General features: G+C 58.3%; 25 protein-coding genes and 6 pseudogenes. 14 read left to right on the top strand and 17 right to left on the bottom strand.

From position 1 onward, the window contains the following. The first annotated feature begins 17 nt into the window (after positions 1 to 17). Positions 18 to 2,558, top strand: coding sequence for a nitrite reductase large subunit NirB (gene nirB / locus AACY30_RS15685; RefSeq protein ID WP_339540643.1), 2,541 nt, complete (start codon positions 18 to 20; stop codon positions 2,556 to 2,558). Beyond that, positions 2,558 to 2,899, top strand: a complete 342-nt coding sequence (nirD, locus tag AACY30_RS15680) for a nitrite reductase small subunit NirD (protein WP_339436571.1) — start codon at positions 2,558 to 2,560, stop codon at positions 2,897 to 2,899. Before nirB ends, nirD begins: the two co-directional genes overlap by 1 nt. A 127-nt stretch (positions 2,900 to 3,026) precedes the next feature. Here nirD and AACY30_RS15675 read toward each other — a convergent pair whose 3' ends face one another. Beyond that, positions 3,027 to 3,371 carry a hypothetical protein gene (locus AACY30_RS15675; protein ID WP_339471627.1) on the bottom strand — a complete coding sequence of 115 codons (345 nt, stop codon included), beginning with the start codon at positions 3,369 to 3,371 and terminating at the stop codon, positions 3,027 to 3,029. Between the two features lie 27 nt (positions 3,372 to 3,398). Beyond that, complete coding sequence (locus tag AACY30_RS15670; RefSeq protein WP_339471628.1) at positions 3,399 to 3,959, bottom strand: cysteine hydrolase family protein; 561 nt, start codon at positions 3,957 to 3,959, stop codon at positions 3,399 to 3,401. Between the two features lie 283 nt (positions 3,960 to 4,242). Between AACY30_RS15670 and AACY30_RS15665 the strand changes: the two genes are divergently transcribed. Both AACY30_RS15665 and AACY30_RS15660 read left to right on the top strand, forming a co-directional pair. Further along, entirely contained in the window at positions 4,243 to 5,112 is an 870-nt protein-coding gene (locus AACY30_RS15665) for an AraC family transcriptional regulator (RefSeq protein ID WP_339540642.1), read from the top strand. 11 nt (positions 5,113 to 5,123) lie between these two features. Further along, positions 5,124 to 5,295 (top strand): annotated as a pseudogene (locus tag AACY30_RS15660) (IS21 family transposase); the annotation flags it as partial. On the opposite strand, the gene AACY30_RS15655 reads toward AACY30_RS15660, so the two are convergent. Continuing rightward, positions 5,294 to 6,223: a LysR family transcriptional regulator gene (locus tag AACY30_RS15655; protein ID WP_339427561.1), complete on the bottom strand. Its 930-nt coding sequence runs from the start codon at positions 6,221 to 6,223 to the stop codon at positions 5,294 to 5,296. The pseudogene AACY30_RS15660 and the gene AACY30_RS15655 overlap by 2 nt on opposite strands. 121 nt (positions 6,224 to 6,344) lie before the next feature. On the opposite strand from AACY30_RS15655, the gene AACY30_RS15650 reads away from it, so the two are divergent. From AACY30_RS15650 to AACY30_RS15620, 7 genes and pseudogenes are all read left to right on the top strand, one after another. Further along, complete coding sequence (locus tag AACY30_RS15650; RefSeq protein WP_339471630.1) at positions 6,345 to 7,085, top strand: SDR family oxidoreductase; 741 nt, start codon at positions 6,345 to 6,347, stop codon at positions 7,083 to 7,085. A gap of 20 nt (positions 7,086 to 7,105) precedes the next feature. Next, a complete protein-coding gene (locus tag AACY30_RS15645) occupies positions 7,106 to 7,258 on the top strand; it encodes a hypothetical protein (protein ID WP_339471631.1) in 153 nt (50 codons plus the stop codon). Continuing rightward, entirely contained in the window at positions 7,252 to 7,596 is a 345-nt protein-coding gene (locus AACY30_RS15640; RefSeq protein ID WP_339540641.1) for an antibiotic biosynthesis monooxygenase, read from the top strand. The genes AACY30_RS15645 and AACY30_RS15640 overlap by 7 nt, the downstream gene beginning before the upstream one ends. A 186-nt stretch (positions 7,597 to 7,782) precedes the next feature. Then, positions 7,783 to 8,184, top strand: a complete 402-nt coding sequence (locus AACY30_RS15635; protein ID WP_339540640.1) for a DoxX family protein — start codon at positions 7,783 to 7,785, stop codon at positions 8,182 to 8,184. 85 nt (positions 8,185 to 8,269) lie between these two features. Beyond that, a pseudogene (locus tag AACY30_RS15630) lies at positions 8,270 to 8,731 on the top strand (transposase); the annotation flags it as partial. A gap of 237 nt (positions 8,732 to 8,968) precedes the next feature. Next, entirely contained in the window at positions 8,969 to 10,597 is a 1,629-nt protein-coding gene (locus AACY30_RS15625) for a methyl-accepting chemotaxis protein (protein WP_339540639.1), read from the top strand. Between the two features lie 203 nt (positions 10,598 to 10,800). Beyond that, positions 10,801 to 11,034 carry a hypothetical protein gene (locus tag AACY30_RS15620; RefSeq protein WP_339540638.1) on the top strand — a complete coding sequence of 78 codons (234 nt, stop codon included), beginning with the start codon at positions 10,801 to 10,803 and terminating at the stop codon, positions 11,032 to 11,034. Positions 11,035 to 11,091: 57 nt separating this feature from the next. Here the strand turns inward: AACY30_RS15620 and AACY30_RS15615 are convergent. The 5 genes and pseudogenes from AACY30_RS15615 to AACY30_RS27515 all read right to left on the bottom strand — a co-directional run. After that, a pseudogene (locus tag AACY30_RS15615) lies at positions 11,092 to 11,419 on the bottom strand (suppressor of fused domain protein); the annotation flags it as partial. Continuing rightward, a complete protein-coding gene (locus AACY30_RS15610; RefSeq protein WP_445261439.1) occupies positions 11,353 to 11,535 on the bottom strand; it encodes a hypothetical protein in 183 nt (60 codons plus the stop codon). The pseudogene AACY30_RS15615 and the gene AACY30_RS15610, both read right to left, overlap by 67 nt. A 108-nt stretch (positions 11,536 to 11,643) precedes the next feature. After that, entirely contained in the window at positions 11,644 to 12,156 is a 513-nt protein-coding gene (locus AACY30_RS15605; RefSeq protein ID WP_339471635.1) for a hypothetical protein, read from the bottom strand. A 314-nt stretch (positions 12,157 to 12,470) separates the two neighbouring features. Continuing rightward, complete coding sequence (locus AACY30_RS15600) at positions 12,471 to 13,505, bottom strand: methyl-accepting chemotaxis protein (protein ID WP_445261438.1); 1,035 nt, start codon at positions 13,503 to 13,505, stop codon at positions 12,471 to 12,473. 249 nt (positions 13,506 to 13,754) lie between these two features. Next, positions 13,755 to 14,036 (bottom strand): annotated as a pseudogene (locus AACY30_RS27515) (PAS domain-containing protein); the annotation flags it as partial. Positions 14,037 to 14,198: 162 nt separating this feature from the next. On the opposite strand from AACY30_RS27515, the gene AACY30_RS15595 reads away from it, so the two are divergent. Further along, complete coding sequence (locus tag AACY30_RS15595; RefSeq protein WP_339471637.1) at positions 14,199 to 16,397, top strand: OsmC domain/YcaO domain-containing protein; 2,199 nt, start codon at positions 14,199 to 14,201, stop codon at positions 16,395 to 16,397. 117 nt (positions 16,398 to 16,514) lie between these two features. Here AACY30_RS15595 and AACY30_RS15590 read toward each other — a convergent pair. From AACY30_RS15590 to AACY30_RS15580, 3 genes and pseudogenes are all read right to left on the bottom strand, one after another. Further along, positions 16,515 to 16,743, bottom strand: a pseudogene (locus AACY30_RS15590) (hypothetical protein); the annotation flags it as partial. A gap of 116 nt (positions 16,744 to 16,859) precedes the next feature. Further along, positions 16,860 to 17,723, bottom strand: a complete 864-nt coding sequence (dapA, locus tag AACY30_RS15585) for a 4-hydroxy-tetrahydrodipicolinate synthase (protein WP_339540637.1) — start codon at positions 17,721 to 17,723, stop codon at positions 16,860 to 16,862. 292 nt (positions 17,724 to 18,015) lie between these two features. Beyond that, positions 18,016 to 19,407, bottom strand: a complete 1,392-nt coding sequence (locus tag AACY30_RS15580) for a hypothetical protein (protein WP_339540636.1) — start codon at positions 19,405 to 19,407, stop codon at positions 18,016 to 18,018. Positions 19,408 to 19,613: 206 nt separating this feature from the next. Between AACY30_RS15580 and AACY30_RS15575 the strand changes: the two genes are divergently transcribed. Beyond that, positions 19,614 to 20,510 carry an SGNH/GDSL hydrolase family protein gene (locus AACY30_RS15575; protein ID WP_339540717.1) on the top strand — a complete coding sequence of 299 codons (897 nt, stop codon included), beginning with the start codon at positions 19,614 to 19,616 and terminating at the stop codon, positions 20,508 to 20,510. 111 nt (positions 20,511 to 20,621) lie between these two features. Here the strand turns inward: AACY30_RS15575 and AACY30_RS15570 are convergent, their stop codons facing one another. From AACY30_RS15570 to AACY30_RS15545, 6 genes and pseudogenes are all read right to left on the bottom strand, one after another. Further along, positions 20,622 to 21,242, bottom strand: coding sequence for a LysE family translocator (locus AACY30_RS15570; protein WP_339540635.1), 621 nt, complete (start codon positions 21,240 to 21,242; stop codon positions 20,622 to 20,624). 199 nt (positions 21,243 to 21,441) lie between these two features. Then, on the bottom strand, positions 21,442 to 21,933 hold the full coding sequence (locus AACY30_RS15565) for a GNAT family N-acetyltransferase (protein ID WP_339416023.1): 492 nt from the start codon (positions 21,931 to 21,933) through the stop codon (positions 21,442 to 21,444). Positions 21,934 to 22,042: 109 nt separating this feature from the next. Next, a pseudogene (locus AACY30_RS15560) lies at positions 22,043 to 22,587 on the bottom strand (AAA family ATPase). Positions 22,588 to 22,671: 84 nt separating this feature from the next. Beyond that, the gene (locus tag AACY30_RS15555; protein ID WP_339472052.1) at positions 22,672 to 22,839 is read right to left on the bottom strand and encodes a hypothetical protein; all 168 of its coding nucleotides are present in this window, start codon (positions 22,837 to 22,839) and stop codon (positions 22,672 to 22,674) included. Between the two features lie 265 nt (positions 22,840 to 23,104). Next, complete coding sequence (locus AACY30_RS15550) at positions 23,105 to 23,536, bottom strand: bleomycin resistance protein (RefSeq protein ID WP_339540634.1); 432 nt, start codon at positions 23,534 to 23,536, stop codon at positions 23,105 to 23,107. A gap of 28 nt (positions 23,537 to 23,564) precedes the next feature. Next, positions 23,565 to 23,927 carry a VOC family protein gene (locus AACY30_RS15545; protein ID WP_339416027.1) on the bottom strand — a complete coding sequence of 121 codons (363 nt, stop codon included), beginning with the start codon at positions 23,925 to 23,927 and terminating at the stop codon, positions 23,565 to 23,567. Between the two features lie 163 nt (positions 23,928 to 24,090). On the opposite strand from AACY30_RS15545, the gene AACY30_RS15540 reads away from it, so the two are divergent. Further along, positions 24,091 to 24,858, top strand: a complete 768-nt coding sequence (locus AACY30_RS15540; RefSeq protein WP_339472050.1) for an NAD(P)-binding domain-containing protein — start codon at positions 24,091 to 24,093, stop codon at positions 24,856 to 24,858. The last annotated feature ends 14 nt before the right edge of the window (positions 24,859 to 24,872 follow it).

Below are 24,872 nucleotides of genomic sequence, written 5' to 3'. Positions count from 1 at the left end.
TTTGTCGGGTGATTTATATGAACAGTCTCAAAACCCTGATCGTCGTCGGCAATGGCATGGTCGGTCACCACTGTGTGGCGCAACTGATCGAACGCGGCGCGTTGGATCACTACCATTTGCACGTGTTCAGCGAGGAGCCGGTGCGCGCCTATGACCGGGTGCACCTGTCCGAATATTTCACCGGCCGTGATGCCGAGTCGCTGGCATTGTCCGACGCTTCGTTGTACCAGACCCCAGGCGTGACCTTGCACCTGGGCGTGCCGGTGCTGGAGATCGACCGCGCCCGCTGCGAGGTGATCACCGCCGACGGCTGCGTGGCCTATGACAAGCTGGTGTTGGCCACCGGTTCCTATCCATTTGTGCCGCCCATCGAAGGCGCTGAAGGCGATTCGCGGCTGGTGTATCGCACGCTTGAGGATCTGGATGCGATTCGCAAGGCGGCCGCCAATGCGCGACGCGGCGTGGTGGTGGGGGGCGGCCTGCTCGGTCTGGAAGCCGCTCACGCGCTGAAAAGCCTTGGGCTTGAAGCGCATGTAGTGGAGTTCGCGCCGCGCTTGATGCCGGTGCAACTCGACGATTTTGGCGGCCTCGCGCTCAAGGCGCAGATCGAGCGGCTGGGCGTCGGTGTGCACTTGTCCCGTGCAACCCAGTCGATCAGCGCGGGCGCGGAGTATCGCTACCGCATGAACTTCGCCAATGACGAATTCCTGGAAACCGACGTGATCGTGTTCTCCGCTGGCATCCGTGCCCAAGACGCGCTGGCTCGCCAGGCTGGCCTGGAAATCGGCCCGCGCGGCGGCGTGGTGATCAACGATGAATGCCTGAGCATCGACCCCAATATCTACGCGATTGGTGAGTGCGCGTCCTGGAACGGCAGCCTGTTCGGCCTCGTCGCGCCGGGCTACCAGATGGCCCGAGGCGTTGCCGCGCTGCTCTGCGAGCAAACCGCCGAGCCGTTTGTGGGCGCCGACATGTCGACCAAACTCAAGTTGCTCGGTGTGGACGTGGGCTCCATCGGCGATGCCCATGCCCACACGCCCGGCGCGCGCAGCTACCAGTTTATCGACGAAGCCAGCGCCAGTTACCGGCGCCTGGTGGTGGATGCTTCGGGCAAGCATGTGATTGGTGCTGTACTGGTGGGCGACAACAGCTACTACGACACCTTGCTGCAATACATGCAGAACAGCATCACGTTGCCGTCCGAGCCGGCCAGCCTGATCCTGCCATCGTCCAGCGGCGCTCCCACCCTGGGCCCCGGCGCGTTGCCGGAGTCGGCTACCGTGTGCTCCTGCCACAACGTGACCAAAGGTTCGATCTGCTCAGCCATTGACGGCGGCTGCAGCGACCTCGGCCTGCTTAAAGCCCAGACCAAGGCCTGCACCGGTTGCGGCGGCTGCGCCGGGTTGCTCAAGCAGGTGTTCGAGCATGAGCTGATCGCCCGTGGCGTCAGCGTTGACAAAAGCCTGTGCGAACACTTCGCCTACACCCGGCAGGAACTGTACGCCTTGGTGCGTGTGGACGGCATCATCACCTTTGACGAACTGCTGGCCAAACACGGCCGTGGCCACACCGGTTGCGATGTGTGCAAGCCGGCAGTCGGCTCGATCCTGGCATCGTGCTGGAACCAGCCGATCATGGACGCATCCTTGGTGCCGTTGCAGGACACCAACGATACGTTCATGGCCAACATGCAGAAGAACGGCACCTACTCGGTGGTACCACGCATTCCGGGGGGTGAGATCACTGCAGAAAAACTCATTGTGATCGGCGAAGTGGCGAAGAAATACGACCTCTACACCAAGATCACCGGCGGCCAGCGCATCGACCTGTTTGGCGCGCAGCTGCATGAACTGCCGGACATCTGGGGCGAACTGATCGCGGCGGGGTTCGAGACCGGGCATGCCTATGGCAAATCCACGCGCACGGTGAAGTCTTGCGTGGGCAGCACCTGGTGCCGCTACGGCGTGCAGGACAGCGTGAAAATGGCGCTGCTGATCGAGGATCGCTACAAAGGCCTGCGCTCGCCGCACAAGCTCAAGTTCGCGGTGTCTGGCTGCACCCGAGAATGCGCTGAAGCCCAGAGCAAGGACGTCGGCGTGATCGCCACCGAGAAGGGCTGGAACCTCTACATCGCTGGCAACGGTGGTATGCGCCCACGCCATGCGGAGCTGTTCGCCACCGACCTGGATGATGCCACGCTGATCCGCTACATCGACCGCTTCCTGATGTTCTACATCCGCACCGCCGACAAGTTGCAGCGTACTTCGGTATGGCGCGAAAGCCTGGAGGGCGGCCTGGATTTCCTCAAGGACGTGATCCTTGAGGACAGCCTGGGGCTGGGCGCCGAGCTCGAAGCGCAGATGCAACGGGTGGTCGACCGCTACGAATGCGAGTGGGCCAACGCGCTCGCGGACCCGGAGAAACTCAAGCGCTTCCGCACCTTCGTCAACGACAAACGCCCGGACCCGGACATCCACTTCGTCCAGGAGCGCGGCCAGCGCCGGCCGATCATGGCCTCTGAACTCAACTTGATTCCGGTCATCGAGGAGATTGCGTGATGAGCCAGCCCATCTGGAAAACCGTGTGCAACAGGCAAGACCTGGTGACCAACTCCGGCGTGGTGGTGTGGTTGGACGGCGCGCAAGTGGCGTTGTTCTACCTGCCGGGTGCGCAAGACCAGACGCTGTATGCCATTGATAACCACGACCCGGAATCGGGGGCGAATGTGATCGGTAGGGGGTTGATTGGCAGTATCAAAGGCGAGCTGGTGGTGGCTGCGCCGATCTACAAGCAGCATTACCGCCTGGCTGACGGGCAATGCCTGGAGGCGCCAGACCAGCGCCTGCGCGTCTGGCCGGTGCGTTTGAACGGTGGGGTGGTGGAGGTGGGGGTAGGTTGAGCGACCGTGGGAGCTGTCGAGCCCCAGCGACGCGGCCATGGGATGTCCATGTGTTCGGATCAGAGGGCGAGGTCATCGATGAACAAGGGCATTTTCGTCTTCCTGTCGCAGGTGACCCTTCAGTCCATCAGGCCGGAATAAGCCCTGCGTCCTGGTACTCTCCCGCCTTGAACTGATGCCATGCACCCGGAACCCGCTGCACATCAACCTCTGCGTTTGATTGCTGAGCGGCCTTGTGAAATAGCCGTGTGGTGGGTTCTAGGGTTGTCTCGATGGCGCAAAGCACGACGATCTTGCCGCCGTGGCGAACCGCCGTAGCGGCCAAGGCTTCATCCGCCCTCAAAATCGGTACCTGAATATCGGGTGCGATTCTTTCAATGGATGGACCCAAGGTCGAGCAGGTGAGCGCCACAACATCGGCATGCCGGGCGATTGCACACAGCGCGGTGACATTCGCGCCTTTGCTCGCCAAATGATAAGCCAGCGACGCGCCAACTATTCATAGCCCGCCCAGGACTACGGAGGCGTCCACAACCTTGGCATAGTCCATCGCCAGGTTACTCAGCGACAGCGCATGTACATCCTCCGCAGGCCACAGCCGCCCGGATAAATCAGTCTGATCAAACGTATAACAAGCATCCGCCACCACGCTCACATCAAAACCCAGGTTGCCGGCGGAGCGCGCCGTGGCTTCAACGGAGTTGTTGGTGATCACACCGACGATCACCAACTGCCGGATCGAGCGTGCATGCAACCAGCGCTCCAGGCCGGTGGCGGTGAAGGCATCCGGAACGTTCTTGTCCACCACAGGCTCATGCGCCAGCGGTTGGAGCGCGGGCTGGAACTCACAACCCGGCTGGCCTGGCCAGAATACCGAGCCGGGTGAGCGGGAAATGTGCCGGATGTGGACGACAGGACGGTTGGATTGGCGCCATGCGCTCAACAAACGCTGTATCTGCACTTCGGCGTCGAGGTTGTTGCGACGTCCCAGCTTCGGCTGGTTCATGCCTTGCTGCATATCGATGATCAGCAGTGCCGCGTGGGTTGCTGGCGGTTCCATGACACTTCCCTTTGCTCGTGAGGCTCGAAACATAACAGCCAATGTGGGCATCCAGACAGCGATTTCCTACCTGGGCAGCTTTAACTGAGCCTCGGCGTACGGCACCACTGCGTCGGTACGCCCGCTCGATCCGTCTCATTATTGAACTGCCCCGCCCTTTAAATCGCCTTGGAAGAGGATCGCATCGGCAAACCCAAAGCGTGTCTTTAGCAAATGCGGCTAGGCGTGCTCACGACGCTATGGTCGACTCTATTGACGGCCGTACTTCCAGGAGCTTTTTCCCGTGTCTGACATGCCGACCCATTTCGCTTACACAAAACGTTTCAACGCCGTACTCGCCTACATAGATGCCAATCTCGAAGGCGACCTGTCGGTGAGGGCGTTAAGCCAGGTGGCGAACTTTTCGACGTTTCACTTCCATCGACAATTCAGTGCGTTCGTAGGCGTGCCGGTTTCACGTTATGTGCAACTGATGCGACTGCGGCGTGCAGCACATCGCTTGGTCGCCCTCGCTGATCACTCGGTGCTGTGCGCCGCATTCGATGCAGGTTTTGAAAGCCCCGAGGCGTTCTGCAGGGCGTTCAGGCGAGCGTTCGGTACCACGCCGAGTGCTTTCAGGAAGGAACCTAACTGGCAAGTCTGGAATACGGTATTCGCAATCCCTCACTTTTCCAGGACTATCACCATGCAAATACGAATTGTAGATTTCCCTGAAGTCAAGGTGGCCGCGCTTGAGCACTGCGGACCACCGGGACTTGTCAATGAGAGCGTGTGCAGGTTCATTGAGTGGCGTGTACAGAGCGGACAGTCGCCAGTGGCGTCGAGTCGCACCTTTGGCATTCCCTTTAACAACCCCGATACGACACCCCCACAAGCATTCCGCTTCGCAATCTGCGGCGAAATCCACGAGGCTGTGGCGGCGAATGCGTTCGGCGTGCACGAGCTCCTCATTCCTGGCGGTCGCTGCGTCGTGGTGCGACACGTGGGGTCACCGGACCACATCGGCGAAACGATCTATCCCATTTACCGCGATTGGCTTCCTGCCAGTGGGGAGGAGCTTCGTGACCAGCCGCTGTTTTTCCATTACCTCAGCGCCTACCCCGAGACGCCGCAGGATCAATGGCAAACAGATGTGTATATTCCGCTGCAATAGCGGAGCAACGCGCCTTGGTCCGGCAAAGCGTTGACGCCCGGGTGAGCGCCCATGCCGTCGAGATCCTGCACGGCCATCGCCGGGTCGCCACCCACCTGTTGCTCGCGCGGCGCCTACAGCCCCCAAAGCGAACATATGCCGGCATCGCACAAAACTCATCGCGACTGGACACCCCAGCGTCTCAAGTCGATTGCAAGTAGTTGGCTGGAAGTGTGCCAAACATGTCGCTGTAGATCTCACCCAGCCAGTCAATGAAAACGCGTACCCGTGGCGACAGGTGCCGATGATGCGGGTACATGGCAGAAACCGTCAGGCCGGGGCTCTTCCAATCGCTCAAGACTTCCACCAGGCGCCCCGCTTCCAGATACTCTTCAATGTGGTAACGAGGCACCTGAATCAGACCGCAGCCACGCAATGAACATACGACGTAGCTTTCAGCATCGTTCACTGCCATCCAGCCATTGAGTGTGAACTGGCGTATCTGGCCACCGAGGACCAATTCCAAAGGAAGATTCGAGGAGCCATTGCTCGAAAAGAACTTTACTGTTTGATGCACGGCCAAATCTTCAGGTTTTTTAGGGCTGCCGAAACGCGTCAGGTATTCAGGACTCGCGCAAATGATCTGGGGCATTACCGCAAGAGGCCTGGCTACCAGAGTCGAGTCTTGGGGGGTGCCTGCGCGCACGACGCAATCTACCCCCTCCCGAACGAGATCCACCAAGCGATCACCACCACTGGCTGTCAATTCGATTCCTGGATAGCGCGCCCGAAACTCATCAATCCTTGGCAGCACAATCTTGGTCGCATGAGTACCGTGCATATCCACGCGCAGCAATCCTTGCGGATTAGACGCTACGTGGCGCAATGATGACTCGGCGTCGTCCAGTTCACTCAGCACGAAAACACATCGCTCGTAGAACGCCTGCCCGTCGACTGTCGGTCGTACATGCCGAGTGGTGCGTTCCAGTAGTCGAATCCCCAGTCGGCTTTCCAGCTCTTTGATGGCGTGAGTCGCGGTGGCACGTGGAATGTCGAGCGCTGCCGCTGCGCGGCTGAAGCTGCTCAACTCAACGATACGCGCGAACAGCTGGAGTGAATCGAAGCGATCCATCTATTGTTGTTCCTGGTGGAATTTTATTGGCCATTTAGCTGTATTTATCCAGTTCTGGCAAACAAGCAACATAGGACTCAAGGGCACTGTCGCCCACTGACTTGCAAATCAGGAGTCCTGTATGACTGACAATAGTTTGAAAACGGCCCTTGTTACCGGAGGCTCTCGTGGCATCGGCCAATGCATCGCCATGCGCCTCGCCGCCGACGGCTTTGCTGTGGTGGTCAACTTCGCTCACAACACCGCAAAGGCAGAAGAAACAGTTGCAGCGATCCAGGCTGTCGGCGGCAGAGCCATCGCAGTCAAGGGTGACGTCGGCAATCCGGAGGACGTAGCTGCCTTGTTCACGGCCGCCAAAGAGGCTTTCGGCAGGATTGATGTCGTGGTCAACAGCGCAGGCATTATGCCGATGGCGACCATCAGAGAAAGCAGTCTGGCTGACTTCGACAAAGTCATTGCCACCAACCTGCGGGGTGCGTTTCTGGTACTGGGTCAAGCGGCTGCACATGTCGATGACGGCGGTCGCATTATCGCGCTGTCCACCAGCGTGATCGCCAAATCGTTCCCCTCCTACGGTCCCTACATCGCGTCTAAGGCAGGCGTTGAAGGACTTATACACGTGCTTGCCAACGAGCTGCGAGGTCGTCGCATCACAGTCAACGCCGTTGCACCCGGACCCGTCGGTACTGATTTGTTCTTTGAGGGCAAGAGCCCGGAACAAATAGCGCAGATCGCCAACCTTGCGCCGCTGGAACGCTTGGGAACCCCAGAGGACATCGCCAGTGCGGTGGCCTTCCTGGCAGGACCGGACGGCGGCTGGATCAATTCGCACGTGCTTCGCAGCAATGGCGGTTTCGCCTAAGTCAACCAAGGAGTCATGTCATGAGCCAAGTTATTCTGATCACCGGAGCATCCAGTGGGTTCGGCGCGATGTGCGCGAGCGCGTTGGCCGACGCAGGCCATATTGTCTACGCCAGCATGCGCACGACTGACGGTGGTCGCGCCTCGCAGGTATCCGGAGAAGCGAAATGTTGACTGAAACGGGCGAGTCATCGAGCAATACCGTTGTGACTGAAGCGATCAGCATTATTGAAGTCCACGTGCAGACCGAGGCGTCATCGTCGTGCGAATCGTGTTTGTCATCCTTGGCGACAACCATCCTGGGCTCGCCTGGATGCATCACTTATCAAGCGCTTCAAAGTCATACGAAAAAGGACCTTTGGATTATGACCGGCCTGTGGGAGTCGCCTCAGGCCATGGAGCGCCACTTTTGCCACCCTGCGCTCAGTGAACTGATCAACTTGCTGGGCCCCAGGTCGGTTAAAAAGGTCACTGCAAACGCGTTCCCCAACTCAGGGACGTTAAGTGCCTAACCCTAGAACGCCTCGCAACCACCGGGATTTATATCTGATCGGGGCGGGGCTTGCTTAATGGTTCTAAGGAGTATGGATGTGAAAAAATCAATACACGATGTTCAGCTGTCAACTGAGAGTGTAAGCCGCCAGGAGCGCCTGTTGTTCCCAGCGCTAGCGCCCCTGTATGCGCGGGGAGAGCCGGTTATGTATGCCGTCTTGCGCGCGGCCTTCGGCGCTATTTTGTTTACTCACGGCCTGCCGAAAGCGTTAGGAATATCGCATGGCTCCATGGCAAATCCCATGGAAGGCTCCATCAACCTTATGCAGAACGTCCTGGGGCTGCCGTTCGCCAGCGAGCTTGCGTTTCTTGTCATGCTACTGGAGACCCTGGGTGCTTTTATGCTCGCCGTTGGCTTGTGGGTACGACCAGTTGCTCTGATCGTCGCTCTGGAAATGGTAGGGATCAGTTGCGCTCTCGGCCCAACGTGGCCGTGGGTCGACCGGGGAATTGAATACCCGGTACTGATGACGTTTCTCGCCCTGTACATCGCTGTGCGTGGCAGCGGCAGCCTGGCACTGGATCGCAAATTGAAATACACGTTCTGACTGTGCTTTTTAGGCTCCGCTACGTCACCGCGTCAGCTTTTTCCAAACCTTCGGCCGTCCAACGCTCATGCTGAAAAACTAAGTCGGTGCCAAAGCTCACATTGGTGTCGACGATGAGTCAGGGCTGGTGCACAGCGTGGCGGTCACTGCGGCCAACGTCGCGGACATAACCCAAGTCGACAAACGGCTACACGGTGCTGAGAACGTGGTCTGCGCCGATGCAGCCTATCCCGGTGTCGAGACGCGCGAAGAGCATGCGGGACGCCACGTGATCTGGCAGATTGCAGCCCGGCGTAGCACCTACAAAAAACATGGCAAACGCCGCGTATTGTACAAAGCGATACGCAAGATCGATAAAGCCAAGGCTCAGGTTCGCGCCAAGGTTGAGCATCCATTGCGGGTGATCAAGCGCCAGTTTGGTTATACCAAAGTGCGCTTCCGGGGCTTGGTGAAAAACACTGCTCAGCTGGTGACGCTGTTCGCCTTGTCGAACCTGTGGATGGCGCGTCGACATTTACTCTGCGGCGTGGGACAGGTGCGTCCGTAATGGGGGAAATGGCTGCTAGGAGGCACTCGCAGCAGCAACAAACATGAAATAGGCGGCTACTTCAGACCATACTTAGCTGAGTCAGCCTTCGGCTTTGAGCTAACAAGGATAACATTTAGATACATGTTTTTTTTCTTTGAACGCTCGCGTTTATGGACTGTTTTCATTTGGGCGACGAGCGGCGCTTCAGGTCTGTTCAGAAGCGTCGAGAGAGATAAAACGAAGAGAGGTTTTCCTATGTTACTGCGCAAGCTCAATCTCGCTCCCCGCTCGGCCCTGTGCTTCGGGTTATTTTGCCTAGTGATTATTGCGTTGGGGCTCATCGCCCTTAACCAGATGGCAAGTTTGAACGCTTCTGAAAAGTTCGTAGAAACCAACGTAGTGCCTAGCATCTCTTTGCTGGGAACGATTGACCGGGATTTTATAAGTATTAGAGGTAGCAACGCGCGGTTGCGTAATCCTGTCGAGCCGGAAAATCGTAAAACTCAAGCACTTGAGGACGTAAGTAAAGCCCGCGCAAGCGTCCAAGAAACACTTTCGACGCTTGAGCCGTACATAGTCACCGCTATGGGAAAACAGGTTTTCGGTGAATTGTCTCTAAGCTATGCCGCTTACCAAAAAGTACAAGATCAATACCTGTCATTTATTTCTTCTGGCAGTCTTGATGACGCTGTGAAATTGTCTAACGAAGCAATGAAGCAATCGGCAGACACTGTGGAGCGGGATATAAAAAAACTTATTGAACTGAACACCAACAAAGCTAAAAAAGCAGGCGAGGAAGCTACTCTCATCTACGACCAGGCCAAAATTATTGTTGGGTGCTTTATCTTGGTCGGCACATTGGCTGCCATTACTCTCGCTCTGATGTATACCCGCAGCGTGACTAGCCCGGTCAGCCAGTCACTGGCCATCGCTGAGCGTATTGCCAAAAACGATCTCAGCGAGGTCATTGAGGTGCAAGGAAGCGACGAAGTTGCCAGGCTCATGCAGGCTTTGAAGGCCATGCAACAGGGACTGCGAAATACGCTTTCTTTGATATCTGATTCGTCCAGCCAGTTAGCGTCTACTTCTGAAGAAATGCATGCCGTCACTGAGGATGCTAATAAAGGCATGCTGCGCCAAAATAACGAGGTCGAGATGGCCGCTACTGCCGTCACCGAGATGAGCGCAGCCGTAGAAGAAGTGGCTAGAAATGCCTCAGCAGCCTCCGAAGCAGCCAATCGATCCAACTCCGCCGCATTGGCAGGTCGTGCACGCGTAGATGAGACCGTTCAGGCCATCAGCTTAATGGTCGCAAATGTTGAAGACGCTTCCCAAGAAGTACAAGGGCTCGCCGTGATGGCGACCGACATCAGCAAGGTTCTGGATGTGATACGGGCTATCGCCGAGCAGACCAATCTTCTTGCATTGAACGCTGCTATCGAAGCTGCTCGTGCCGGTGAGGCAGGTCGAGGCTTCGCGGTAGTGGCGGATGAAGTAAGGGCTTTGGCTCATCGTACGCAGCAGTCGACCAGTGAGATTGAACAGATGATCAGCTCGATTCAGAAAGGCACTGGAGCGGCTGTTTCGGCAATGACCCACACCAACGCCCAAGCTCAGAGAACGCTTGACACAGCTCAAGGCGCCGGTACTGCTTTGGTGGAAATCACCGACTCTATCGATAATATCACCGAGCGCAATGTTTTGATCGCAACTGCATCGGAAGAGCAGGCTCAGGTTGCCAGGGAGGTGGATCGCAGCCTGATCAGCATCCGAGATCTATCAAGTCAAGCTTCAGAGGGTTCAAGTCAGACCGCTATTGCAACGTCTGAACTGACCAAACTCGCGGTCGAATTGAATAGGCTCGTGAAGCAGTTTCATATGTAGAGGGGCTAGTGCGCGGCTCAGTTGACGGTGCAATGTTGCCAAACTACAGATGAGTCGGCGGGTAGGTTCCCACGTGTCGACGCAGTGATTCCATTTCACCTATACACGTGCATCGCAATGGCGTACGCGCAGTTTAACGGCGCGCATTTCCATGGGCTCGGTGGCGAGCCAGATGACAAACTACGCCACGGTAGGAAGCCTTAATGGGATTAAGTAAAGGCAAACGATTCGAAACAGAAGATATCTTCGTAGCCTATCCTTACGAAGACGTCATGTTTCGCTGGGATCATCGTTCAAAACGCGTGTTTGTGCGGTTTTTCGGCGATCCCGAAAGTAGCCAGCCAGTCCCTCACGACAATCGCCTGTTTAATGAAGCGCTCCGCTTCGGCGATGAGATAACGCAAGAGGAATATCGGGCCGGGCGCTCCCGTCTTTAGATTCTCGACTCAACATCCGCTTTCATCAGCGGGTGATCTCCCAGGCGGCTCACGAGGCTAGACCACACTCTCCCGATATACGCTGTTGACATGCCCAACCCCTGCCGCCTGCAACCGTGCCACCAGATCCTCCCGCGCCGCGCGCCCGCCGGTACGCACATACTCCAACCGCAGCCGTGATCAGCACCACCGGCACCAGGTGTACCGGTGACAGCGGCATGTCGTCGAGGCGGGTAGGGAAGTCTGGAGCTGGGCCGCCGAGCAGTACGCCGGCGGCGTCGTCAGTGGTGACAAACAGGTGGGGCAGTTGATCGCTCATCAAGTGCGATTGGCTGAAACCGGGCAGTTCCAGGGAGAGTACGCCGTGGCTCTCCAGTTGCTGGGTAGCGCGATTACGTAGGCCTGAAACATATCAGCCATTCCGTCAGCATAAACAGCAATTTCTTCAGCGGTTCGCGGGCGGCCGGAGAACGCTTTTCCCTCCGAGCTGAGCGTGGTCAGGCGTCAACTCACGCACGCCCATACGGGGTGGCAGGGGCCCGGTGAGGGGGAACGTTGACGCCGGCAAAGGTGACCGGTAAACGGGCACCTTTGCCGGCTACAGAGCGGTCAATTGTCGGCCTTGACCCATTTGCAGTTTGTCAGCGTATTTCCACCATTCACGCGCAAGTAATAGGCATCCGGTGCACCATTACGCTGGTGAACTGTACCCACGGCGCCGTCGTGATAGTTGGTGTACAACTTCCCGTCAACAATCTCCCAGCCTAACGGGTAGGCCGAGGAGCGGTAAACCCACCAGCGAGGGGCCGCTCGGCAGGACAGATAGTTGCCGTCCTGAGTCTCAAGGACTAAGAAGTTGCCATCGTTGGAGACTTTCTTGAACTTGGCTTTCGGACCGTTGGACGCGGTTGCGCTGATGTAGTCGTAGAAGCTCCACGTCGGATTGGTACCAACAAAGTAAGCATGGCCTTTCCTGACTTTACCGTCGTCGTCGATATATTCCAGCTCAAGGTTGAGCCACTCGTCATCCGGAGGGGATTGGCTGCCGCCGCGAGAGGTCAGGGGGGGACCATCGGGTACGAAGGGTTGATCATCTGCGGCGGGCGTTAGTGTATCGCTCATGGGTAAATTCCTTTAAATGAGAGAGTCGGAATGATTATTCGCCGAAGCCGAAGCCATAATGCGGAGGGGGTCATTCAGGGGAGGATTGCGGTGATAGGCCAAGTTTCGCCCTGCACACAACGAGCTGTGCTACCACTGGGGACAACGACCCGTTTCCGCTACGGCTGGTCCTTCTCTCATCCATGATTTCAGCAACCAACGGTATGATCCGTCGAGGCGCTATGCAAGGTTAGGACATAGCGCTGAATTCGTCGAAAAATATCTGCGGCGTGCACCCGTCGTCGTTTCGATGACGGGTGCTGGATGACTGCTGATCAGCGATTGAACCGCTCAACCAACGCATATTGGGTGGATGCGGTACTCGTCAGCTCCTTGCTCAGGTCTGTGGATTGATGGGCTTGTATCGAGGTCTGGTCAGCCAGTTCGGCGATGGTGGTGATGTTGCGGCTGATCTCCTCGGCGACCGCGCTCTGTTCTTCGGTGGCGGCGGCGATCTGGGTGGTCATGTCGGTGATATGGGACACCGCTTCGCTGATGCCTACCAGAGCCTGGTCAGCTTCGAGCACCCAAGCGACGCCTTCCTGCGCTTGGCGTTGACCGTTTGCCATGCTGTTCACGGCGTTGTTGGAGGACACCTGCAACTGGGTAATCAGCCCGTGGATCTGGGTGGTGGATTGGGAGGTGCGTTGCGCCAGTTGGCGCACTTCGTCGGCGACTACGGCAAAGCCGCGGCCCATTTCACCCGCGCGGGCCGCTTCGATAGCCGCGTTGAGCGCCAGCAGGTTGGTCTGGTCGGCGATGCCTTTGATCACATCCACCACGCTGCCGATTTCGTCGCTGTCCCGAGCCAATTGCGCCACGGTGACGCCAGTCTCGGCGACGACAGTGGACAGGCGCTCGATGGCTTCACGGGTATCCCGCGCCACCTCACGACCGCGTCCGGTCAGCACGTTGGCTTGCTGGGTGGCATCCGCAGTGCGCTGTACGTGGCTGGCGACTTCTTGAGTGGTCGCGGCCATCTGGTTGACGGCGGCGGAGACTTGTTCGGTTTCGACACGCTGGCGGTCCAGGCCGTTGGAACTGGCAGTGGCCAACTGATCGGATTGCCCGGCCAGGGCACTTAGTTGTTCAGCGCTGTCCTGCAGGCGGGTGAGGCAGGTTTTCAGGCGCGCGCTCTGGCTGAGGAACGCTGTTTCCAAGCGTGCCTGTGGCCCCCGGGCGTCGCTGTACATCTGCGCGATCAACGCATCCGAAGTCGAGGGTTCGACACCTTGCAGCAGGCGCAAGGTGCTGCCTTGGCGCCAGCGTGAGCAAAGCATACCGACCGGCACGGCGACGGCGACGGCCACCGCAATGGCCAGCGGTGCGCTGAGGAATAATCCAGCGAGGCTGCCAGCCAGTCCGGTTGCCACGTAAGGCACGCAGCTGACGGCGGCCGGCAGCCAGGCATCCTGGCGTGGCACGCCCGGTTTGCCCCGGCTGATACGCTGATACAGGGCCTGGGCCCGGCGGATTTCGTCGTCGCTGGGCTTGACCCGCACTGACTCGAAGCCGACAACCTTATTGTCTTCAAAAATCGCCGTGACATAAGCGTTGACCCAATAGTGGTCACCATTTTTCGAGCGATTCTTGACGATGCCCATCCACGGCTGGCCTTGTTTGAGCGCGCTCCACATGTGCGCAAAAACCGCGGGGGGCACATCAGGGTGACGTACGATGTTCTGCGGCGCGCCGATCAGGTCGGCGCGTTCAAAGCCGCTGATCTCGACAAAGGCGTCGTTACAGTAAGTGATGACGCCGCGCACATCCGTGGCGGAGATGAGTTTTTGTTGCGGCGCGAGGGAAATCTCGCGTTGTGTTACAGGCTGGTTATTGCGCATTCAGACTACTCCCTGGTTGCCTTCAGTCCATCGGCGCCAACTGCAAAAAGGTTAATACACGTTGGCTAATTCGCCAGCCACTGGTCAAAAGCCTGAAACTTGCAGATGAAACCCCTCATAATGGCGGCCATTTTTGTTTAGCCGTTATTCTGGTGTGCCCCCATGGAAATCAAGGTCAACTTTCTCGACAACCTCCGGCTTGAAGCCAAGTTCGATGACTTCACGGTGATTGCCGACCAGCCCATTCGCTACAAAGGCGATGGCTCGGCACCGGGGCCGTTCGATTACTTCCTGGCGTCGTCGGCGTTGTGCGCGGCGTACTTCGTCAAGTTGTACTGCGAAACACGCAATATCCCCACGGACAATATTCGCCTGTCGCAGAACAACATCGTCGACCCGGAAAACCGCTACAACCAGATCTTCAAGATCCAGGTCGAGTTGCCGGCGGATATCTCCGACAAGGACCGCCAGGGCATCCTGCGCTCCATCGACCGTTGCACGGTTAAAAAAGTGGTGCAGGCCGGGCCTGAGTTCGTCATCGAAGAAGTCGAGAACCTGGACGCTGATGCCCAGGCGTTGTTAATGCCAGGTTCTACGGCCGAGGGCGGCACCTACATCGCCGGCAAAGACCTGCCACTGGAGCAGACCATCGCCAACATGTCCGGCATTCTCGCCGGCTTGGGCATGAAGATCGAAATCGCTTCGTGGCGCAATATCGTGCCCAACGTCTGGTCGCTGCACATTCGCGATGCGCATTCGCCGATGTGCTTCACCAACGGCAAGGGGGCGACCAAAGAGGGCGCCTTGGCGTCGGCGTTGGGCGAGTTTATCGAGCGGCTCAACTGCAACTTCTTCTACAACGACCAGTTCTGGGGTGAAGAGCTGGCGAATGCAGCGTTCGTGCATTACCCGGATGAGCGTTGGTTCCAGCCAGGTCCCAAGGACGCGCTGCCAAGCGAAATCCTCGACGCTTACTGCCTCAAGGTTTACAACCGCGATGGCGAACTGCGTGGCTCGCACCTGTTCGATACCAACTCCGGCAACGAAGCGCGCGGGATTGTTTCGCTGCCATTCGTGCGCCAGTCCGACGGTGAGGTGGTGTACTTCCCGTCCAACCTGATCGAAAACCTTTACCTCAGCAACGGTATGAGTGCCGGCAACACCTTGGCCGAAGCCCAGGTGCAATGCTTGTCGGAGATTTTCGAGCGCGCGGTGAAGCGTGAAATCATCGAAGGTGAGTTCGCCTTGCCGGACGTACCGGCCGAGGTGCTGGCCAAGTACCCTGGCATCCTCGCCGGTATCCAGGGACTCGAAGCCCAAGGTTTCCCGGTATTGGTGAAAGATGCGTCCCTGGGCGGTGAATTCCCGGTGATGTGCGTGACCCTGATGAACCCACGCACCGGCGGCGTCTTCGCCTCCTTCGGCGCGCACCCGAGTCTGGAAGTGGCACTGGAACGCAGCCTCACCGAACTGCTGCAAGGCCGCAGTTTCGAGGGTCTGAATGATCTGCCGCAGCCGACCTTCGAAGGCCAGGCGGTGACCGAGCCGAACAACTTCGTCGAGCACTTCATCGACTCCAGCGGCGTAGTGTCGTGGCGCTTCTTCAGTGCCCAGTCGGACTACGAGTTCGTTGAGTGGGATTTCTCCGGCGAGGGCGAAGACTCGAATGCCCAGGAAGCCGCGACGCTGTTCGGCATCCTTGAAAGCATGGGTAAAGAAACCTACATGGCGGTGTACGAGCACCTCGGCGCCACCGCGTGCCGCATCCTGGTGCCGGACTACTCGGAAATCTACCCGGTGGATGACCTGATCTGGGACAACACCAATAAGGCGCTGTTTTTCCGCGCGGATATCCTCAACCTGCACAGCCTCAATGAGGAAGAGCTGCAAGCGTTGGTCGAGCGTCTGATCGAAAGCGAGCTGGACGACTACACCGATATCACCACCCTTATCGGCATCGAGTTCGACGACAACACCGCCTGGGGTCAGTTGACCATTCTGGAGTTGAAACTGCTGATCTTCCTCGCCTTGCAGCAACACGAGGAAGCCAAAGAGTGCGTGGAGATGTTCCTGCAGTACAACGACAACACCGCTGAGCGTGGCCTGTTCTATCAAGCGATGAATGCGGTGCTGGAGATGGAACTGGACGACGACCTGGAACGGGCGGATTACGAAGCCAACTTCCGCCGCATGTTTGGCAATGAGCGGATGGACGCGGTGATTGGTTCGGTGAAGGGCGATGTGCGGTTCTATGGCCTGACGCCGACCAGTATGAAGCTGGAAGGGTTGGAGCGGCATCAGCGCCTAATCGAGAGTTACAAGAAGCTGCATTCGGCGCGGGCCAAGATCACCTCAGCCTGACGCAAACGCCTGTGGGAGCCAGCTCCCACATGTGATCGGTTTCTGCTGTTAGATTTTTGCCAGGGCCTGCGCCAAACCCACGCATCTGTTTTCGTGCCAGCTCATGCTGCGGATGGGACGCCAGGCCCGGGTAAGGTCGGTGAGGCTCAGCAGGGGGTTGGGTCTCGACCCAGACCATGCGCGTGTCGTCCTGCAAGCTGGCCTCAAACGCCAAAAAATCACTCAGGTCGACAAAGCTGAAGCGGTGCCCGGCGCTGCGTTGGCGCACCTTGTCGAACCCGCTGACCCGAACCAGCGGCGTGTTGCCGATAAGCTGGAGGACAGCGGGGCGAGGAAGCGAGGGCATGTCGTCACCGGGATACGGAGGGGTTGGACAGCAAGAGGCACAGCCTGCGTTCGACGATAGGCCGGGATCGGTCCGGTCGCAACCGGACGGTCCGCTGGCGGTCTGTTTTTAGCGCATCAGCCGGCCCGGTTCTGCAGCTGCTGCAAGCGTGCTATCACGTCAGCCCCGGCCGTTTGCATCGGCGCCCGCAACTCGCTGCCGATCAAGCCCTCCAAGGCCAACGCCGCTTTAACCGGTGCCGGGTTGGGCTCCATGAACATCGTGTTGATCAGTGGCAGCAACCCAAAGAACGTCGCCCGCGCCTCGGCCAGTTGGTTGTCCCGTACCTGCTGGCACAAAGCCACAAACTCTTCAGTCTGTCTATGTGCCGAGGCCGCAATAGCCCCGGTAGCGCCGAGGCACAGCGCGTTGAACATCTGCACATCTTCCCCACACAACACATCCACCTCACCGCTGGCCAGCAGCGCCAGGGTATTGCCCAGGTTGCCGCCGCAGTCCTTGATCGCGACGATCCGCGGGTGGGTGACGATAGTCAGCAAGGTGGCCTGCTCGAAAGTTGCGCCGGTGCGATAGGGAATGTCATAGAGAATGATCGGCACGCTGGACGCATCGGCCACTGAGTGGAAGAAGGCCACCAGGCCGGCCTGGGACGGGCGGATGTAACTTGGCGCCGGCACCAGCAAACCGGCGATCGGCCGTTGCAGGATTTCACGCTGGAATTGCAGTAACTCGATCTGGTTGTTGCCTGCCAAGCCCATGACTACGCGGTGCGCCGGCACCAACTGCAACACCGCATCCAGCACCGCGAGTTGTTCCTGGCGGCTCAGCGATGCGGCTTCCCCGGTGGTGGTGCATACCATGATCCCGGCCACGTGCTTTTCCAGCAGGTGGCTGACCAGCCGGCGCAGGCCGATAAAGTCGATGGCACCGTCATGGAACGGCGTGACCACGGGGACCCAGATACCTTGAAACGATGACATGCACTTTCTCCTGATGATTGACCGCTTGAGTCACCGTCAGAAGGGCAGAGGGAATTGTGCAAGGGAGGAAGACCGTCGCGCTCAATGCCCTGTCAGCTCATCTGACGGGACAGCGCGCCCCGGTCACATGAGCGACTGTTTCTTCGATTTGAGGGCGTGCGCAACGCAACCTTGCGCCTTGGCAATGGAGCCAGTGGCGGAAAGGTTAACGGAGGACATTGCGGACATTGGCTGACACACCCTGAATAAGGCCTCCATCTTTATGGAATATTGCAGAGTGTGTCAACGGCGTTTATTCGAATTTATCGATACGCGTGTCGGAATAGTAGAACGCGTTTTTGTCCGTGCTCGACTCGTAGAAGTAGGCGTAGTCGGTCAGGTAGTACAGGTGGTTCACCCGGTTGTATTCATCGTTATCGAAGCTGCACTTAAGGGCCTTGGCCGCCCCGAGCAGGCCAGGGTTGAGCTCGCTGGCCTGCAGTTCGCGTTCAACTACGCAGCGGGTAATCTGGACTTTGGTGCGGCTGCCAATGAGGCTATTGAGGCTGGAGCGCGTTGTTTGATAAATCACGGTGTCGCCCACCGGCAGGGATTTCCAGTTGCCGGTGAAGCTCAACTGCGTCAGCGTTTCGCTTTCTGCCATGCCCGAGGAACTGTAGGTGTTTTTCGCCACCAGCGGGATGAGGTTGCGCCAGCTCACCGTGTGGCTTTCATAGCCTTGCCCGCGGGTGGCGATGGCCAGTTGTCCGCTTGCCGCATCCTGGCTGATGAAGTCCGTACTCTGGCTGTTGGTGGTCTCGCCCTTAAAGGTCGACGTGCCGGTCATGTGCACGTATTTGAAGGCACGGGCGGGCTTGTCCAGGTTCAACGGCGTGATTGCGGCCAGCACCTGAGGTTGTACCGAGGTCAGTGCGATGGTCACCGGCGCCTTCAGGCGTGGTTTGAACGCCGGCAGCGCGGCAATCTTCTGCGGGTTGACGCACACCTTATTGAACAACTGCACATAGTCGGCATTGCTGCCGGCGATTTTCTGTGGCGTGGGGAAACTGTCGACGCGGCCATCACTGACGCGGTTGTCGGCGTCCATGTCGTAGCCGGCCAGCGCCTTATAGGTACCGTCCGTGCACGACACCGCAAAGTGCTCGCGTTTCTGCGCATAGGGGGCGTTGTAGGGCATATCGTTGAGCACCGCTGGCTCGTCGAAAGCAGCCCAGAAGCGTGTTTCGCCATTCACGGTCTTGATGCTGTTGGCGTCGATCAATACCTGGTTGTCACGCTCGTTGCTCTGCATCAGGCGCCAGTCTGGCTTAGGCGTTTCGGCACAGGCGCGCACGAATGTCTGGTTGGCGGCCAAGGTCGCGCGCAATTGCGGCGATAATTTGCGCGCCGCGCTGTAGCGGCCTGCACTGGCGGGGTAGATCCGTTGCGAGCCGTCCAGGTACAGCAAATGCAGTTGCGGCGATGAACAGGCCGCCTCGAATTGCATGGTGCGTCGCAGACCACTCGGGCCGTCCGGCATCAGCAGCTCGAAGCTCAGCAGGTCGCCTTCGCGCACGATGCTGTTTTCAACCAGGGGCTGGGCGAGAGTGTCGGCGAGCATGCGGTCGACTTGGGTTTTCTGGTTGGCACAACCGGCCAGGGTGGCGATGCCACCGATCAGCAAAAGAGGAGTGATAAAGCGCACGAGAGCCTCGTTGAGTCCATTCGGGTTTAAGGGTAACGGCGGGGAGCGCTGAATCTGTAGCCGGATGCTACAAGGTGAAAGCCTAACGAGCCAAACGGCATCTGTACAGTGCTTGCATGGCCGCCGCCGGATAGGTGCGGGTCGCAATCGTTTTACTGCATTTGCAGCGGGCCGCTAGTCTATCCAGACATTCTGGGAGAACTTCGATTATACGACGCGCGTGCCTGGCTGCTCTGCTGGCTCTATCTGCCTCGACCGCCTTGGGCGCCACGAGCTACGATCATCTGTATGCCTTTGGCGACAGCTATTCCGACAATGGCGCGGGCGAAGCGCTCACCACTCGACTCGCAACGCAAAAGGTCAAGGATGCCCAAGCGCTGCCAGGGCCGCTGTATTGGAAGGGACGCTGGAGCAATGGGCCGACCGCCGTCGAAGGCTTGGCCGACGCACTGAACATACCCCTGACCGACTACGCGGTAGGGGGGGCCAAAAGTGGCCACGGCAACTACTACACGTGGATGATGCCGTCCCAGGATACGGGCGTTCTGGGCCAGGTCGCCGAGCACTTGCAGGCCGCCAAGTCGCACAAAGCCGACCCCAAGGCGCTGTATTTCATCTTCATCTCGGCCAACGATTTTTTCGAATGGGCCGATTTCTCCCACCCTGAAACCATTGAAGCGCTGAGTGAATCCAGCTTGGCCAACATTCGCAGTGCCACAGAGCAATTGGTAGCGGCGGGCGCCAGGCACGTGATGGTAGTTGGGACTACTGACCTCAGCCATGTACCCGCCGTGGTGCAGGGCAACCAGGTCGATAATGCGAAAAAATACCAGCAGTTGCTGGCGCAAAAACTCCCGGCGGCGCTGGCGCAGATCGGCGCGGCAAAGGTCAGCTATTTCGACCACTTGGCCTTCAGCGACAAACTGCGCGCCAATCCCGCCGCCAACGGCTTCAAGGACCTGGACACGCCGTGCCAAGCCACCTACCCAGAAGTGAAACCGCTGTGCACCAACCCCGACGGCCACTATTACTGGGACGAATGGCACCCCACCCGCACAGTCCACGCGCTGGCGGCCAAGGCCATGCTTGAGGTGCTGCCTTAACCTGCGGCCACCGCCGCTTCAATCGCGGCGATGAAGGGCGGTGCCGTTGTACCAGAGACAAAGGGTATTTTTGCGGGTCATGGTCGGACGCCACGGAAAATTTAAGGTGATTTAAGCCCTGCGCGCCATCAACAACACCGTCGCCGCCGCTGACAGCAACCCCGCGCAGCACCGATTAAACATTCGCTTGCCCCGAGGCTCCGCAAACCAGCGCCGCATATGCAGGCCGATATAGGCGTAGGCACTGATGGCGATCCATTCCAGCACCAGGAACATCACGCCCAGGAGGGCGAATTTCGGAGTGATCGGCTCGCCGGGCACGACGAATTGCGGCAGGAACGCGGTGAAGATCAAGATGGCTTTCGGATTGCCCGCTGCGACTAAAAACTCCTGACGCGCCAACGCCCACAATCCCACCTTGGCGGTAGGCGATTGCTCTTGCGCCTCGGGATTCGCCCGCCACAACTGATATGCCAGATAAAACAGATACGCCGCGCCCAAAAACTTGATCCCATAAAACAACAACTCCGACGTTTGCAGCACCACCGCCAAACCCGCCGAGGCGAGGGCGATCATCCCAGCAAAGGCCAGCAGCCGACCGATACCCGCCAGGCACGAAGTGCGGTAGCCGTAGCGCGTGGCGTTGCTCACAGACAGTAAGTTGTTCGGGCCGGGCGCCATGTTCAAGGCGAAGCAGGCGGGCAGGAAAAGGGCGAGAGTGGCGAGGTCCATGGCGGCTCCGGGATCGCGTGGGCGGGGAGGTGTGAGGATAAGGGGGTAGGGGGCTGTTGGACAATGCGCGCGTTGAGTCTGCGATGAAACCAACGCGCGCGGATCAACTCAGCTATGGCGTGCCGGTGTCTCTTCTGTAGTTGACACCTCGGCACGCAAACGTTGGCCGATGCCATCCATCAGGTCAGGTGGCTCTGGCTCAGATCTCGGCCGCCGAGTTGCCTTGGGCAGGGTGACGAACATAGTAGTTGTCGAATTCGGTACTTTCGACAAACTGGAAGCCATGACGCGTATAAAAACGATTTGACTCGCTTTCTCTGAGAGCCCCTACCCGCAATGCCATTCCTGCGGCATCCGCTTCCACGAAGATTTGACTGAGGACAACGGAACCTATGCCCGCGCCTTGTGCGCTCGGCTTGATGTACAGATGATCAAGCAATAATCCGTCGATAAGCGGCTTGATGACGACGAAACCTACTCGCTCGCCGGAAACTTCAATGCAGCGAGTGGACTCGGAAGAAAAGCCTTCGCGAAAACGCTCGCGGGCCCGCACGGGATCGAAGCGACCAATGCGCTCAAGGCTTTCACGCATGGCTTCAATCCGAATAGCGACAAGTGTTTCGAAATCACCGGGTTCAGTTCCAACAAGAGTAACTAAAGGGATATCCGTAGTTGCAGGCTGAAATTGCATCCCGAGTGCTCCAGTTTCTATTCAGTAGAATCAGCTCTCACAGAAAGCTTGCTTGAAAAGTCCCAACAGTGGATGGGGCAATGTGGGTTAACGGATTCAGAGCGTTAAGCTATCGCGACATGCGCGACACCGCCTGCACGACATCCTCCGCCATCCGTTCAGCACTGCTCATCCCGTCAACCCGCAACACCGAGGCCACCTGCCGGGATAACCACGCCTCGTGCCACGCTCGGTTGCGTCCTGAAAAGTTCGGATCATCATACTGCGAAGCCCATTCCCGAAAAGCCTCATGTATCTGATACATGTCACCACCTCGCGCTATCCGACCGCCAAAGTTCTCCTTCTCACGTGCGGCCAGCCGTTCAAGGGGCGAACGAGTGTAGGTGTGACAACGAAGACAATCAGCTCCGCATCAGCGATGAGCGCATCTCCCCAGCCCATGCATGAACCGCTCAACACCCAATCGTCTTTACCGAGTGCTTGCTGCATCAATGACACGCGATCAGCGGGAGGCCGCTTGGTCGTGAAGGGAGGGTCTGTGGGCATCCAGTAATAATCATCGACATCGACCTGCCTTACATCAAGCCGCGTGGCGAGGTTCTGACCCAAAGTCGTCACGCCTGCACACGAAGCGCCTGTGATGTAAATCCGCATTTTTTCCTCCATGAATACACGCTGGTTTCGAGCTCAGGGAGCTACCCGATAAGCAGGCCGACTATGCCGTCCTGCTCTGGTATTTCAGGGCAAAGGTGCTGGGCTGACGGTGTACCATCCCGACGGCGTCTTGGCACACACCTGCGGTCTCAGCGGCGTTTCAACGGTGGTATCGCCCTGCGCCGAGAGTTGGCGCACGGCAATCACGCAACCGGCCTTGAACGTGCTGATTTTCAACATTTGAAGTTCCATTTCATAGTCCTTGCCGGGCTCGGGGATGAGCGTGACGGGTGCGGGAAAGCAGGACATTTGCGAGCCGCCCATGGCGAACCCGGCAATGAAGGGTTTACCCGCAGGGATGACATGCTCGTCAAACACCTTGGGCGATTGGTTGATGGCTTTGCTTGCCTTGCTGGCGGGAATGCCGATGATGGTTGGTGGCCGCCACCCTACTATGAAGGGTGCTTATTCGCCCACCTGGCATGTGCGGCTGAGCGGACGCTCGCCTGTGCCTGCTTCAAGCTGAACCCGCCGGCCGTTCACCCAAACGCTCGACCAACCTTACAAGATAGCCATCGGGATCCTGGACGATTAATTCGCGCTGGCCGACTTCTACGTTGTTCGCCCGATACCAGGTGTCTTTGCATGCTCGAAAGAGTGGAAATCCAGCCTGACCCAGTTTCTGGATGATGGGGGCCACAGCCACAACGTCAATCTGCAGGTTGATGCCTCTTCCAAACGGCTTACTCAACGGGGCAGTCAGCCATTGGCCTGCATCCGGGACGGCCTGCTCAAGCATGACTTGCGCACCGTTCAGGTCGAGGTAAGCGAACCCGTCTTCTGGGCGTTGATAAACCACTTCAAATCCCAGGCAGGACACCCAAAAGGCCAGGCTGCTTTCCAGGTCAGTGACCATTAACTCTGGAACCAGTTTGCTACGTTCGAACATCAGGTGACTTCCATTTCATTAGGCTTATTCAGCGGTGAGGTTGAACACTCCAGACAGCCAGTTCATAACCATCAGGATCGGTGAAATGGAACCTGCTTCCACCGGGGAACGAAAATGTCGCGCGGGTAATTACAGCGCCCAGGGCTTTGAGCCGCTGTTGCGCGGCATCGAGGTCGTCGGTGTACAAAATGATTAAAGGACCACCCGGTCGAACCGGTTCGCCGGTGGTGAAGCCACCGGTAAGGCGGCCATCGCTGAATTCAGTGTAGGTAGGGCCGTAGTCGACGAATGTCCAGCCAAACGCGCTGGCGTAGAACGCTTTGCTGCGTGCAATGTCGCCCACATTGAACTCGATGTTGTCGATTTGCCGATCTTGACCGCGAACACTCATGCTTGCCTCCATGGCTGCTGTTTAAGCCAGCGAGTGTAACGTACTCGCACACCTTCATGAGTGTCGCTTGAGCTTTTACCCTGGGCGAAACCGGGTTCGCCAAATGTGCCTATGATGCTTCGAACCTGCGCCATTATCGGCTTGAGATAAGGGAGGAAACACAGTGCTGAAGATTGGAATCCTGGGTGTGGGTGAGCTGACGGAGAAGGTTGTGATCGGGCTGCGCCGTGGCGGGTTTACCGGGCGAGTGCTGCTTTCTCCGCGCAATCACGAACGTGCACAGCAACTCAGCCGTCAGTGCGCGTGTGAGGTGATGGCCGACAATCAACAGGTCGTTGATGAGGCGGACCTGTTATTCCTCGGTGTGCGCCCGGAGGTGGTCGAGCAGCTGTCCAATGAAATACAGCTCAAACCCCAGCAAACGCTGGTGTCGTTGGTGGCCGGTTTGAAGCGCAGCGAGTTACAACGCTGCTTCCCACAGACGCATTCCGTGCGCGCAATGCTCTCATATGCGGCCCAGATCAATCAGTCCACGGTGGTGGTCACGCCAGGCGGTGAGCCTCATGAAACGCTGCTGGGCACGCTGGGTTCGTTGATAGTGCTCGACGACGAAGCTGCGTTCGAACTGGCCACCGTTGCGGCTTGCATGAATGGTTGGTTCTACTTCTTCCTGAGCGATCTGCAGCAATGGTTTACCGATAAGGGCTTGTCGAAAGAGCAGGCTGCGCAGCTTGTGATGGGCAACATGCAAGACTGCCTGGCCAGCGCCCGGCACACGCCGCAGGCCAGCCTGCAAGCGTTGGGTGGCGCCATTGCTACGCCAGGGACTTTTACTGCGGCTGGGTTGGAGGTACTCAGGAATAACGGCGCGACGCCGGCATGGAGAGAGGCGTTTGAAGCAGTGCTCAACCGTCTGCATAAAGGTTCGTAGTGGGGCGCTCAAGA

This window comes from Pseudomonas sp. RA_5y_Pfl1_P24, from assembly GCF_963970945.1.
Lineage (GTDB): Bacteria > Pseudomonadota > Gammaproteobacteria > Pseudomonadales > Pseudomonadaceae > Aquipseudomonas > Aquipseudomonas tritici.
The sequence above is the reverse complement of the archived record's forward strand: the minus strand, read 5'-3'. Positions and strand labels throughout refer to the sequence as shown.